The sequence below is a fragment of the Paenibacillus polymyxa genome, assembly GCF_001719045.1.
Taxonomy (GTDB): domain Bacteria; phylum Bacillota; class Bacilli; order Paenibacillales; family Paenibacillaceae; genus Paenibacillus; species Paenibacillus polymyxa_B.
Genome location: NZ_CP015423.1, coordinates 2,327,666 through 2,340,781 on the forward strand (window position 1 = coordinate 2,327,666; position 13,116 = coordinate 2,340,781).

13 protein-coding genes are annotated in these 13,116 nt (G+C 47.5%); all 13 read right to left on the reverse strand.

Annotated features, from left to right (window positions below; all coding sequences use genetic code 11):
• Positions 1-3: 3 nt before the first annotated feature.
• The 13 genes from AOU00_RS10330 to atpF all read right to left on the reverse strand — a co-directional run bounded on the left by AOU00_RS10330 (position 4) and on the right by atpF (position 13,064).
• Positions 4-888: a flagellar hook-basal body protein gene (locus AOU00_RS10330; protein ID WP_069290538.1), complete on the reverse strand. Its 885-nt coding sequence runs from the start codon at positions 886-888 to the stop codon at positions 4-6.
• A gap of 104 nt (positions 889-992) precedes the next feature.
• Complete coding sequence (locus AOU00_RS10335; protein WP_023990703.1) at positions 993-1,991, reverse strand: rod shape-determining protein; 999 nt, start codon at positions 1,989-1,991, stop codon at positions 993-995.
• A 170-nt stretch (positions 1,992-2,161) separates the two neighbouring features.
• A complete protein-coding gene (gene spoIIID, locus AOU00_RS10340) occupies positions 2,162-2,449 on the reverse strand; it encodes a sporulation transcriptional regulator SpoIIID (RefSeq protein ID WP_007432737.1) in 288 nt (95 codons plus the stop codon).
• A gap of 201 nt (positions 2,450-2,650) precedes the next feature.
• The gene (locus AOU00_RS10345) at positions 2,651-3,391 is read right to left on the reverse strand and encodes a M23 family metallopeptidase (protein ID WP_069290539.1); all 741 of its coding nucleotides are present in this window, start codon (positions 3,389-3,391) and stop codon (positions 2,651-2,653) included.
• 70 nt (positions 3,392-3,461) lie between these two features.
• Entirely contained in the window at positions 3,462-4,901 is a 1,440-nt protein-coding gene (spoIID, locus tag AOU00_RS10350) for a stage II sporulation protein D (protein WP_069290540.1), read from the reverse strand.
• A 226-nt stretch (positions 4,902-5,127) separates the two neighbouring features.
• Positions 5,128-6,483: a UDP-N-acetylglucosamine 1-carboxyvinyltransferase gene (murA, locus tag AOU00_RS10355; protein ID WP_013312320.1), complete on the reverse strand. Its 1,356-nt coding sequence runs from the start codon at positions 6,481-6,483 to the stop codon at positions 5,128-5,130.
• Between the two features lie 323 nt (positions 6,484-6,806).
• Complete coding sequence (locus AOU00_RS10360; protein ID WP_013373430.1) at positions 6,807-7,058, reverse strand: DUF1146 family protein; 252 nt, start codon at positions 7,056-7,058, stop codon at positions 6,807-6,809.
• A 346-nt stretch (positions 7,059-7,404) separates the two neighbouring features.
• On the reverse strand, positions 7,405-7,818 hold the full coding sequence (locus tag AOU00_RS10365) for a F0F1 ATP synthase subunit epsilon (RefSeq protein WP_013312322.1): 414 nt from the start codon (positions 7,816-7,818) through the stop codon (positions 7,405-7,407).
• Positions 7,819-7,887: 69 nt separating this feature from the next.
• A complete protein-coding gene (gene atpD / locus AOU00_RS10370; RefSeq protein ID WP_013312323.1) occupies positions 7,888-9,288 on the reverse strand; it encodes a F0F1 ATP synthase subunit beta in 1,401 nt (466 codons plus the stop codon).
• Between the two features lie 120 nt (positions 9,289-9,408).
• Positions 9,409-10,281, reverse strand: a complete 873-nt coding sequence (gene atpG, locus AOU00_RS10375; protein ID WP_069290541.1) for an ATP synthase F1 subunit gamma — start codon at positions 10,279-10,281, stop codon at positions 9,409-9,411.
• Positions 10,282-10,499: 218 nt separating this feature from the next.
• Entirely contained in the window at positions 10,500-12,014 is a 1,515-nt protein-coding gene (gene atpA / locus AOU00_RS10380) for a F0F1 ATP synthase subunit alpha (protein WP_013312325.1), read from the reverse strand.
• A 19-nt stretch (positions 12,015-12,033) separates the two neighbouring features.
• Positions 12,034-12,579 (reverse strand): F0F1 ATP synthase subunit delta, encoded by a 546-nt coding sequence (locus AOU00_RS10385; protein WP_061832042.1) that lies wholly within the window; start codon positions 12,577-12,579, stop codon positions 12,034-12,036.
• Positions 12,576-13,064: a F0F1 ATP synthase subunit B gene (gene atpF, locus AOU00_RS10390; RefSeq protein ID WP_069290542.1), complete on the reverse strand. Its 489-nt coding sequence runs from the start codon at positions 13,062-13,064 to the stop codon at positions 12,576-12,578. Before atpF ends, AOU00_RS10385 begins: the two co-directional genes overlap by 4 nt.
• Between the last annotated feature and the right edge of the window lie 52 nt (positions 13,065-13,116).

Below are 13,116 nucleotides of genomic sequence, written 5' to 3' on the forward strand. Positions count from 1 at the left end.
CTGTTATACACGGCCTACTTCATTAACGGCCTTGTCCAAGCTTTTATCATAAAATTGAATTACCTTCTGATTCGCCTCATACGCTCTCAACGCAGCCATCATATCCACCATCGACTGTGAAGCATCTACATTAGATACCTCCAGATAACCTTGACGAACGGATACAGCGTCATTAGCGGTCATCATTCTAGCTGTAGCACCGTCCGTATCATTCAGGCGGAAATTTCCATTGCCCTCACGAACGAGCTGGTACGGACGATCAATGACACTAATACCGAGCGTCTTCCCTAACGTCTGGTTGGACTGGCTATCTACCAATTCGCCCCGCTCATTTACTTTAAGCGCTGAGACAGCCCCCGTCAATTGAATTGGCTTTCCATTCGTATCCAGCACCGCTGAGCCAGTCGATGAAAGCAATGCTCCTGCTCCATTTACTTGAAAATGTCCATCACGTGTATAACGAACGTTACCATTACTGTCCCGCACCGTAAAAAACGCTTCTGGACGGTAGGTGACTTCACCGTTAGCATTGATGAATTTCCCTGCCTGATCAAAAGCCATAGGTTGACCAGTAGCTGGGTCGTTCACATTAATATTGGACTGTATCGCGAAATCCGTCGCTTGTCCACTGTCCTTTAATGCTCCCTGAATGTAAGGGGAGAGGCTTTCCTCAGCAAAAACGCCAGTATTGAGCTTGCCGACCGTACGGTCCGGGTTATCAGGGTTACCACCCGTCATGGAAATAAGCATCTCGGGGAAAGAACGCTGAACACTGTTCTCCTGTTTGTATCCCGTCGTATTCATATTAGCAATATTTTGCGTCACGGTGTCATGGCGTCGTTGTTGTGTCATCAATCCGGCGGCCGCAGTATATAAACCTCTCAACATGTATGGTGCACCCCAATCCTATACTCTGCTAAAATCATATGCTCGCGCGGAGGCAGGCAACCTGTCTGACCGCACACGAGTCTCTTATAGTCACTATCGGCAGATTAGAACTTTTTCTTAACCACATGATCCAAATTATCCAGCATAATTCCTGTACCTTTAACGACACAATGCATCGGATCTTCGGCGACCAGTACCGGAACACGCAACTCTTCAGCAAGCAGCTCGTCCAATCCGCTAAGCAAGGCACCGCCACCAGTCAAAATAACACCACGGTCAATAATATCAGCTGACAGTTCCGGTGGGGTCTGCTCCAATACAAACTTGGCCGCAGCAACAATCGCCGACACAGGATCTCTAAGCGCATCCTGCACTTCATCCGCAGAAATACTTAACGTTTTGGGCAATCCGGATACCATATCCCGTCCACGGATGTCCATTTCTGCACGCCGTCCGCTCGGATGCACGGTTCCGATAGCAATCTTGATATCCTCAGCCGTACGTTCCCCGATCAAAAGCTTGTACTTCGTTTTTACATATTTCATGATGGCTGTATCAAATTTGTCCCCTGCCATTTTAATGGAAGAAGCTGTTACGACATCCCCCATAGAGAGGACTGCAACGTCAGTCGTTCCGCCACCAATATCCACTACCATGTTGCCACTAGGCTCAAAAATATCCATTCCTGCCCCGATGGCAGCCGCTTTTGGTTCTTCCTCCAAAAATACTTCCTTGGCCCCGCTACGCTCCGCCGCTTCACGAATCGCTTTTTGCTCCACTGAGGTAATGTTCGTCGGCGCACAAATTAGAATACGAGGGTGGCTGTACCAGCTTTTTCCCCCTACCCGATTGATAAAATATTTTAACATCGCTTCTGTTACTTCAAAATCGGCGATGACACCATCACGTAATGGACGGATGGCTATGATATTACCAGGAGTACGTCCCACCATACGGCGCGCTTCCTCTCCGACAGCCAGAACTCTTTTTGTATCGCTTTCTATCGCGACAACGGAAGGTTCGTCAAGAACAACCCCCTTCCCTTTGACGTGGATAAGCACGTTGGCCGTACCGAGGTCGATACCGATATCATTACTGAACATATTAAAAAGGCCCCCAAAGTGATATTTTAAAAGCTAAGATTCGACAAGAAGCGGCAAATATATGTATAAACCTACGGTTACATGTCATTTTTCGTCTTGTACCATCTTTTAACATATCATACTTCAGGGGGTTGATTCAATGGCTTTGCCAGCCAATTCAGTATATATTTTTAGGACTTGCCGGAAACGAGGATCTCCCTTCGTTTACCACTCGTTTTTTTGTACTTAATTTTCGTCGCTTCTCCTCCCCTCAGATGGCGGATGGATTTATGGTATTCGAGAATGTGCTTCACCTGATCGGCAAGATCCGGGTTGATTTCAGGCAGCCGTTCGGTCAGATCTTTATGCACCGTGCTCTTGGAGACACCAAATTCCTTGGCAATCGTACGGACCGTATTCCTTGTTTCCACGATACAGCGACCGATTTTGATGGTCCGTTCCTTGATGTAATCGTGCACGCTCCCGCCTCCCTACTGTGGATAGTTTGGTACATTATATGAGGAGCGTGCCTATATATTCGCGGTTTGGCGGGAAGACATGCTTCGGAAGGCCTATTTATTTGGCAAAAGCAGCTTATGTTTACCTTATGCACAAAAACTACACAAGAAAAAAGCAGGGAATATGGATTCCCCGCTTTGCATGCAAAGCCATGACCAAATTTATTTTTTAGGAAGCAGACCTGCTGGATTCACCGGCTTGTCATCCTGATACACTTCAAAATGCAGATGTGTTTTCAAATCCTTTTCAAGCTCGTTACGACCCGCTGAAGCAATCACATCGTTTTGTTTCACTTGATCGCCTTCTTTTACTTTCAGATCACTCAAGCTTTGGTACACCGTTTTGAGATTATTATCATGCGTGATTTCTACGACATTACCTACCAGCGGATGTTGTTCTACACGAGATACTTTGCCACTCAGGGCGGCTCTCACTTCAAACGCCTGATCGTCGGCCCGGGAAAGATCAATTCCAGTGTTAGCGGTAAATGTTTTATCGTACTCTACCATAGCTGCCGCCTGCTCATCAGCTGTTGCGTTCTCATCAAAGAACGGCTTTACGACTTGTACTGCGCCAGCATCTGTCACTGGCCATGCGATATTTTCCGACTGGGCAACTACTTCCACGCTTTCTGGCTGTTGTCCGTTAACATCGGTATTCACTGCACTTGTGCTTTGTACCGATGGACTAGCTGGGTCAGGTTTGAAAGACTTCTGGCTGGCATCCTGATAGACCCACACTAAGGTTAGTATAATGGCTGCTGCGGCAATGTAGGCTGCCGGGTATGCCCACCTTTTGGACAACAGCTTTTTCCACGAAGACGGCCGTGAAGCTCTTCCACCCTGAAAGGTTTTGGGTGTTTCTTCATGGTTTTGGTTCTGGTTTTTATTTTGTTCATTCATTTGCTCATCACCTCAGTAACCAGTGTTACCGGGTGCAACTCTTTTATACTTCAAAGTTTCGAAATATTTACTAACTTAGAATACGAGAGGCTTGCGCAAAAGAAATGCCAGTATAATAGTGAAGGAGAATTTGAGTGGCAGTATGACCTTCCTTGGCCATTCCATTGGCTCCCCACTGACTCATACCAACACCATGACCATAACCATAGGTTGTTATAGCAATCCGATCCCCTTCAGCCTTCCACGTAAACTCAGCCGAACGTAACCCCAGTTTGTTACGGATTTCCGGCCCTGTAAAGATTGAGCCACCAACCTCAATCTTCTTGATGCGATGTCCTTCCGTCTTGGAGAGTATACGAATCTCTGGCATACTTCCTCCTCCAGTAGAGGCGGCAATTGCAGTACGACTCAATCCCAATCTATCGAACACACTCTGACGGCTCAGTGTGACGGTATCTGTATAACGCGGGGCCAACTGCTTGTCCCATGGACTTGACACACTTCGTAAATAGGGTACTGGCTTCGCCCATACATCCTCTGAATTTTCGGTATAGCCGTTGCTAGTAGAAAAAAAAGAAGCGGTAATGGGCTTACCCTCATATACCATGATGGTATCCTTGGTGTCTCGTACAGCCTGCTGAATTTTAGCCAGCTCTGCGGATTTACCAGAACGCCCCCATTCTCTAGTAAGTTTAGCTTTGGAGATATAAGCCTGATGTTTAACAGTATCCGTCACATCTGCTCCCGCCGGGGCACCGCTAGTGTCATCAGCCAGCAAACGTCGGGCAATAAAGGTACGCGCGGCAATAGCCTGTGCTTTTAGTGCCTCGCCCTCGAAGCTGGGCGGCATTTCGGCGGCTACTACGCCGACAATGTATTGCTCCAGCGGTAACGTCTCCGTGCGACCGGTAGACGTGACGTACACGCGCACGTCCGGCTCTGCCGCCACCGGCACGCTGCGCGCTGGAGCAGCCGGCACCGCCGGTATCGGCGGGACGCCCGGCAAGCGCGTGACGGGCGTCTCGCCCTTTGCCGTCACGCTAGGCGCAGCTGCTGCTGCCGTGCGACTGCTCGGCGGCAACGGCTGCACCGTCTGGCGAGGCCACGCCATTAGCGCGGGCACAGCCATGGCAAGCACCAGCACCCCTGCCATGGCAGCGAATGGCAGCCATGGGCGTCTGCTGCCCCAGCGCGGGGTACGCCCGGCGGATGGACGCAGGTGCGGCAGCGTCACTTGCAGCGGGGTTGCAGCGCGTGTGTCACGGGCCGCTGCTCCAGCGATAGGCAGAGCCGTTTCAACGGAGTTCACAGCGGAAGGCATGGCTGTTGTACGCCGATTGGGCTTGACGCCAGTCGGCAATGTACCTCTTGTGTCCGGCTGCTGTTGCATAAGCTTATTTTTCTGTAACGAAGTAGCTATAGAGCCAGAGCGTTCCTCCGCAAGTGAAGCCTGGCAATGTTCCTTAGGATGATGAATGGGTATACGGATGCGAACCTGTGAATCTTTCATAGGCTGAAACCTCCATCAAAGGGCTAAGTGTCCGGCTGGAAGTACAGATATACTCCAGCAGATATTTTCAATCATATGAAGTCGTCCACTTTGATAGAACCATTTTAAGAGAACTGAAAGAATGAAAAAGACTGGCTGCAAACAACAAAAAACCAAGTCCTTTCGGACTTGGTTCTTTATTGTACAAGAATATACTTATGCAACATGAAGCTACATACGTTAAGGCTTAGGCGAGGGAAGGCTGGATCTTCTTAAACAGATTCCCCGACGTCTCTTCCGGCATTACGCGCTCTGTACTGGGTGAATGATCCAGTTTGGACTCTTCCACGGTCACTCTGTAAATGTCCGCTCCCAATCCAGTCAGCTTCTCAGCCAAATGAACGTAGCCGCGATCGATGTGATGTACGCCGGATACCTCCGTTGTACCTTCCGCAATGAGTCCGGTCAGAATTAACGCAGCACCTGCACGCAAATCTGTAGAGGTTACTTTCGCACCTGTCAGCTTAGCATTACCAGTTACAATGGCGGAACGACCTTCGACCTTAATTTCGGCATTCATGAGATGAAATTCATCCACATGCATGAAACGATTTTCAAACACGGTTTCCGTAATAATGCTCGTTCCTTCAGCAGCAAGTTGAAGTGCCATCATCTGAGACTGCATATCGGTAGGAAAACCAGGATAAGGCAATGTTTTAACATCAACGGCCTTTAACGGCTTATCTGCAATGACACGAATTCCGTTCTCATCAGGTTGAATGGTTACACCCATTTCTTCCATCTTGGAAATAACCGGTCCCAAATGATCGGATATTGCGCCTTCTACATATACGTTCCCGCCTGTGATCGCAGCAGCAACCATATAAGTACCTGCTTCTACCCGGTCGGGAATGACGGTATGTTTTACACCATGCAGCTTCTCGACGCCTTCAATACGAATAACGCCCGTGCCCGCACCGCGTACTTTGGCACCCATTCCATTCAGGAAATTTGCGAGATCAACAATCTCAGGTTCCTTAGCAGCATTCTCGATGGTAGTTACGCCCTCAGCAAGAGTAGCGGCCATCATAATATTCTCGGTTGCTCCTACGCTGGCTACATCCAAATAAACTTTAGCTCCACGCAGACGCCCGTTACTTTTAGCTTCAATAAAACCTTGGCCCAGGCTAATCTCCGCGCCCAATGCCTCAAAACCCTTTAAATGCTGATCAATTGGTCGCGTTCCGATTGCACATCCGCCTGGAAGCGAGATTCTTGTACGTCCCAAACGTGTAAGCAGCGGTCCCATAACCAAGAATGATGCGCGCATTTTCCTAACCCACTCGTAAGGGGCTTCACAGGAAATTATCTTCCGCGCGTCAACACGAATGACCTCATCTTGGTATGTAACGCCTGCTCCTAAGGACTCCAGCACTTTGTTAATGGTCATCACATCGTCTAGAGGAGGTGCATCAATAATAACACTTTCTCCTTCTTCTCCTAGCAGAGAAGCGGCGATGATCGGCAGAACTGAGTTTTTGGCTCCGCTGACTTTGACACTCCCGGTCAATCTGTTGCCACCGCGGACGATAAATTTGCTCATCTATGGTTCCCTCCGCGCGTCATTTCCCTTTTCCATTCTGGAAAAAAAGAACATATTCCGCTATTTTCATGCCTTGCTTTTTCATTACATAAAAAACAAGGTTTTTACTAATACCCTAACTGCCATCATACCACTGATTAAAACAAGTATACAAGCGTTTTTTGTACTTGATGACCATTGTACTCTAACTGATTCAGCCAGCTATACATGTATGGTTCTTTTGTTTACCATTGTTAACAATATGACGCGATGTTATTCGACAATTCCCGCAGAGACACAGTCATAAGGTCATATAACCCGCCTACTTCATGTTAAAACAAATTCTAGAGCATCTGGCTCCAAGAGATGTAGCTCAACAGGAACCCAGAAACCAACTGTCCCAAGATTATAGCAAGAAACAAGTGCAGCAATCTGCCCTGCGGTCCTTTGGGTTGCCGAATTAACAAATCCAGCTTTAAGCTCTGTAAAGCCCACCAAGCTAACGCTATACAGATAAGCGACACGATCATGGAGATCAGCGCGGTCATACTCGCCGATTGACTTAGCTGTTCAGCCAATTGCTGTTTCCCGTTCAACCATAATTCCTCCCATCTGCGTCACAGACTTCTTTATAATACTCGGCGAACGCCTAATATGCCAGTGCTATTTCTGCTTTTAGGACATTTATTTCGACAAAATGTGATTAATCACTTCTGTTTCGTGAATTTAAAAGGTACTAAATACCTAGCAACTGGGCAAGAAATAGGACTGTACATTTGGTAATAACAGCTAAAAAAGGGCCCGATCACAGTGATCGAAGGAAGCAAGGTTCTCCCTCACCTTCTACCGGACATTCTTTGGCAGAAGTTATGAAGTGGTCTCCTTGTCGTTCCATCCGTATACTATGCCGAACCCTTTTAAAATTCCACTTAAAATCCAATATTAATTCTTATTGGTTCTGATGCTTGTAGCATTTAAACGGTTAAGCGCCCGTTGCAGAGCTACTTCCGCCCGATGGTGATCTATCTGTTCCTGTTTGCTCTGGAGCCGCAGTTCTGCCCGCTCCCTTGCCGCACGGGCACGCTCCACATCAATTTCTTCGGAACGTTCCGCACTCTCAGCCAAAATGACCACTTTATCCTTGCGGACTTCAAGAAAGCCCCCATTGACCGCGATCACTTCGGTTTGACCACCGATTTTAATGCGTATCGGTGCAATCTTCAAGGGAGTGACCAAGGGAAGGTGTCCGGGTAAAATCCCAAGATCGCCTTCCGAGCCGCGAACACTGATGCTGTTTACCTGTTCTGTATAGACCAGGCGCTCCGGCGTCACAATCTCTAGTAAATACGTGCTCACTTGAATCCCTCCTGGAAGCTGTCCACAGACAGCTCACTTCGTAAGGCTCGGCTATTCTTTGCCTGTTGTTTACAACGTTTTAGCTTTTTCAACTGCTTCTTCGATGGCTCCTACAAAAAGGAAAGCCGCTTCTGGAAGATGGTCATACTTGCCTTCCAAAATTTCTTTGAAGCTTCGTACAGTTTCTTTGACCGGCACATATTTACCTGGGAAGCCGTTAAATGCTTCGGCAACGTGGAAAGGTTGAGAAAGGAAACGCTGGATTTTACGTGCACGTGCTACCAACATTTTATCTTCTTCACTCAGCTCGTCCATACCCAGGATCGCAATGATATCCTGAAGCTCATTGTAGCGGGCCAAAATTTGTTTTACCCCTTGCGCTACATTGTAATGCTCTTCACCCACAACGTCTGGAGCCAAAATACGGGAGCTTGATGCGAGTGGATCAACCGCCGGGTAAATACCCATTTCGGAAATTTTACGTTCCAGATTCGTTGTAGCATCCAAATGGGCAAACGTCGTAGCAGGAGCCGGGTCAGTGTAGTCATCCGCAGGCACATAGATCGCCTGAATGGAAGTAACAGAACCTTTTTTAGTAGAAGTAATCCGTTCTTGCAATTGACCCATCTCAGTAGCCAGCGTAGGCTGGTAACCTACTGCTGAAGGCATACGTCCCAACAAGGCCGAAACCTCAGAACCCGCTTGAGTAAAGCGGAAAATGTTATCAATAAAGAGCAACACGTCACGGCCTTCTTGGTCACGGAAGTATTCCGCCATCGTCAGACCTGTGAGAGCTACACGCAAACGTGCACCCGGAGGCTCGTTCATTTGTCCGAACACCATCGCTGTTTTGTTGATAACGCCGGAATCTCTCATTTCATGATACAAGTCATTTCCTTCACGTGTGCGTTCACCTACACCCGCAAATACAGAAATACCACCATGCTCCTGAGCGATATTGTTAATCAATTCTTGAATGGTTACGGTTTTACCTACACCAGCACCACCAAACAATCCGACTTTACCACCTTTGGCATAAGGAGCTAGCAAGTCGATAACTTTAATACCTGTTTCGAGCATCTCTGCTTGAGTTGTCAGCTCATCGAAAGAAGGAGCTTGACGGTGAATCGGATTTCTAGCCGTTTCACTCATATCAGCACCATTATCAATTGGCGTTCCAAGTACGTTAAATACGCGTCCAAGAGTAGCTTCGCCGACAGGTACTGAAATAGGTGCTCCCAGATCTATGGCTTCAGCTCCACGAACCAGACCATCTGTGGAAGACATGGCAATACAACGCACACGGTTGTCACCTAGATGTTTTGAAGCTTCGAGCGTCAGGTCAATTTTGACTCCGCTCTCCAGCACAGTCCCAATATGAATGGCATTCAGGATTTCCGGAAGCTGTCCACGTTCGAACTCAACGTCAACAACCGGACCCATGATGCTCACTACGCGTCCTTTGTTCATCTTTTGGTTTCCCTCCTACAAGCTTGCACAGCCGCAAATCCGAACCACTCTGATTTGTTTTGCGCCCGCAATTTATCATAATAGTGTAGACATGCTATAAAACAGTCGCAACAAGCCTGATTAAGACTGAGCGCTTGCCCCTGCAACGATTTCCGTAATTTCCTGGGTAATAGCCGCTTGACGAGCACGGTTATAGGTCAAGGAAAGCTCACCAATTAACTTGGAAGCATTCTTCGTAGCAGATCCCATCGCCGTCATCTTCGCTCCCAGTTCACTAGCTTTACCATCCAGCAAAGCGCCGTAAATGAGCGTTTCCGCGTAACGCGGCAGCAATACTTCCAGCACTCCTTCTGGTGAAGGCTCATACTCATAGTTAATTGAGGATGAGGATGAAGCTGTAGCTGAATCCGGTGTTGCCATTGGTAACAGACGGTCAACTGTTGGAATTTGAGTCAATGCGTTGACAAAGCGGTTATAGCATAGATAAAGCTCATCAAATTCTTTAAGTTCAAAGCCTTGTACAGCCTTGCTTGCAATTGTTTTGATATCTGCAAAAGCAGGTGTATCTGACAGATCTGTTACCGATTCAGCGATAGGAAATTCACGACGTCTGAAATAATCCCGTCCTTTTCGCCCAATGATGAAAATCACAAATTCATCCTGTGAACGGTGACGTTCAGCAATCGTCTGCGTAACCTGTCGCAAAATATTGGCGTTATAACCACCAGCCAGACCACGATCAGATGTAATGATGAGATAAGCAGTCTTTTTAACCGGACGCGTTTCCAGCATTGGATGCTTGATGTTATTCGCTCCAGAAGCAATGCTACTCACAACTTCCTTAAGCTTTTCCGAGTAAGGACGAGCCGACTCCGCTTTCTCCTGAGCTTTTCTCAGCTTGGATGCAGCGACCATTTCCATCGCTTTCGTGATCTGTTTCGTACTCTGCACACTTTTAATCTGACGTTTAATCTCGCGCATACCTTTTGCCATGATTTCACCACCTTTAAGCTCTAGCAAAGCCAAAGCTAACTTCGTAAGCAATCTCTTAGCTTAGCTTGGACCAAGTCTAAGCACTTCGTAAGATTCAAATCCAGCCGGACATATGTTAAAGGGCCTGTTATAGAGGGTAAAACATGCCAAGGAAGCCAAAACCCGGAGGGCACGCTTCCTTAGGACATCTTTCATCATAAACAGGCAATTCCAATGTATTAAACCGACGTGGCGAATGATTTTTTGAATTTCTCGATAGCCGCCTTCAAAGCCGCTTCGTTATCAGCCACCAAGTCTTTCGTGTCGCGGATAGATTGAAGCACGTCCTGATGGTCAGACACCATGAAAGACAGGAAGTCTTTTTCAAAACGTTTTACATCCGCTACAGGGATATCATCAAGGAAGCCTTTTACTGCAGTATACAAGCTCACTACTTGTTGCTCTACAGCAAGCGGTTGGTTAACGCCCTGTTTCAGAATTTCCATCATGCGTGCGCCGCGATCCAGACGGGCTTTTGTGGATTTATCCAAGTCGGACCCGAATTGGGAGAACGCTTGAAGCTCACGATATTGAGCAAGATCCAGACGCAGGGAACCTGCTACCTTTTTCATCGCTTTAATCTGAGCAGAACCACCTACACGAGATACGGAAATACCTACGTTGATCGCTGGACGTTGCCCTGCATAGAACAAGTCAGCTTCCAGGAAGATCTGTCCATCCGTGATGGAAATAACGTTAGTTGGGATATATGCAGAAACGTCGGAAGCCTGTGTCTCGATGAACGGCAATGCGGTAAGTGATCCGCCGCCCAACTCATCATTCAGCTTCGCTGCACGTTCCAGCAAGCGAGAGTGAAGATAGAAAACGTCACCCGGATAAGCTTCACGACCCGGTGGACGACGCAGCAACAGGGACAATTCCCGGTAAGCTGACGCTTGTTTAGTCAAGTCATCATAAACAACAAGGACATGCTCGCCTTTGTACATGAAATACTCACCCATGGCGCAGCCAGAGTAAGGAGCAATGTACAGCAATGGTGATGGTTCGGAAGCAGATGCCGTAACGACAATCGTGTATTCCAGCGCACCGTGACGACGCAATGTTTCAACAACTTGAGCTACCGTGGATTGTTTTTGACCAATAGCGACATAAATACATTTCATGCCATTGCCTTTTTGGTTCAAAATTGCATCGATTGCGATAGAAGTTTTACCTGTTTGACGGTCACCGATGATCAACTCACGTTGACCACGACCAATCGGAACCATCGCATCAATAGCTTTAATCCCCGTCTGCATAGGCTCATGTACCGATTTACGGGCCATAACACCTGGAGCCTGACTTTCAACCGGACGGAATTCTGTTGTAGCAATCGGTCCTTTACCGTCTACCGGTTGTCCCAGTGGGTTAACTACACGTCCGATCAGCGCTTCCCCTACAGGGACCTGCATGATCTGACCTGTACGTTTTACTTGACCGCCTTCACGAATGTCGGAGAATTGACCCAAAATAACAACACCGACATTGCTTTCTTCCACGTTGAGCGCCAAGCCCAATACGCCAGTGTCGAATTCAACCAATTCACCGGCCATAACTTTTTCCAGTCCGTAGACGCGGGCAATACCGTCGCCGACTTCAACAACAGTGCCGACTTCAACGACCTCGATATCATTTTTATATTGTTCAATCTGACTTTTAATCAATGAACTGATTTCCTCAGGTTTGATACTCAAGTGTGTTCACCCCTATCTTCTATACTCGTCTGTTAAAGGATTTCTCGAGACGATCCAGCTTGCCGGCCAGACTGCCGTCGTACAGTGTATCGCCGATAACCACTTTCAATCCGCCCAGCAGACTCGGGTCCACTATATTTTCCACACGGATTGTTTTATGTTCACGGGCTCCGAATTGCTCGGCTACCGCTGTTTTTTCCTGATCACTTAAAGCATAAGTCGAATACACCTTTGCATGAGCAAGCCCCAGCTTATATTCCTGAATATCGAGGTATCCGGCAAGGAGAGATTCGAACAAATCTGCTCTACTACGCTGAATCAACAGTTTGATCGTGTTAATTAGCGAAGCAGACAGCTTGCCTTCAAAACTGTTAGCCAGAACTTGAAGCTTGACCGTTTCCGTAATGTTAGGAGAATTAATGAATTTACGGATTTCAGCATCCCCCGATACAGCCTCTACAAAAGCACGTAGCTCCTGCTCGGTTTCCATAATGGTCTGTTCTTGCTCTGCCACTTCAAACAAAGCTTTCGCATACCGTTTGGCAACTACCGTATCCCGGCTCATGCTTTGCCTCCTACCTCTTTAAGGTATTGGTCGACAAGCTCTCCTTGGACTTGGTCTTCCTTGATTTCCTTTTGAATCAGTTTGGAAGCAATTTGTACCGAAGCTTTACCCACTTCGCTGCGCAGTTCGGCAACCGCCTTATTACGCTCGCTTGTGATTTCACGAACAGCTTCGTCTTTCAGGCGGACAGCTTCGTCTTTAGCCTGAACAATAATTTGCTCCGCTTGCTTGTTACCTGTTTGTTTTGACTGCTCAATAATGTCGTACGCTTCCTTACGTGCCTGCTGGAGAGCCTGCTTTTGCTCCTCAACATAAGCAGCAGCCTGTTCACGCGTCTGTGCCGCTTCATTCATTTGCTGCAATACAAGCTGACGGCGCTTCTCCATAACGGAAAAGAGAGGGCCGAATGCATAACGCGTCAGTAACCAGTACAAGATCAAAAATGCAATGATAGTGAAAACGATACTTGTCCAATTAAAACTCAATTGAAGTCACTCCTTTCCGGTGAACGTCGGTTCTGGATCTTTCATGTTCAAA

Excerpts from the sequence above, each read along its gene's own strand:
- AOU00_RS10385 (WP_061832042.1), bottom strand. The coding sequence starts at position 12,579 with ATGAGCCGGGATACGGTAGTTGCCAAACGGTATGCGAAAGCTTTGTTT.
- AOU00_RS10330 (WP_069290538.1), bottom strand. The coding sequence starts at position 888 with ATGTTGAGAGGTTTATATACTGCGGCCGCCGGATTGATGACACAACAA.
- spoIID (WP_069290540.1), bottom strand. The coding sequence starts at position 4,901 with ATGAAAGATTCACAGGTTCGCATCCGTATACCCATTCATCATCCTAAG.
- AOU00_RS10335 (WP_023990703.1), bottom strand. The coding sequence starts at position 1,991 with ATGTTCAGTAATGATATCGGTATCGACCTCGGTACGGCCAACGTGCTT.
- AOU00_RS10345 (WP_069290539.1), bottom strand. The coding sequence starts at position 3,391 with ATGAATGAACAAAATAAAAACCAGAACCAAAACCATGAAGAAACACCC.
- murA (WP_013312320.1), bottom strand. The coding sequence starts at position 6,483 with ATGAGCAAATTTATCGTCCGCGGTGGCAACAGATTGACCGGGAGTGTC.
- atpG (WP_069290541.1), bottom strand. The coding sequence starts at position 10,281 with ATGGCAAAAGGTATGCGCGAGATTAAACGTCAGATTAAAAGTGTGCAG.
- atpD (WP_013312323.1), bottom strand. The coding sequence starts at position 9,288 with ATGAACAAAGGACGCGTAGTGAGCATCATGGGTCCGGTTGTTGACGTT.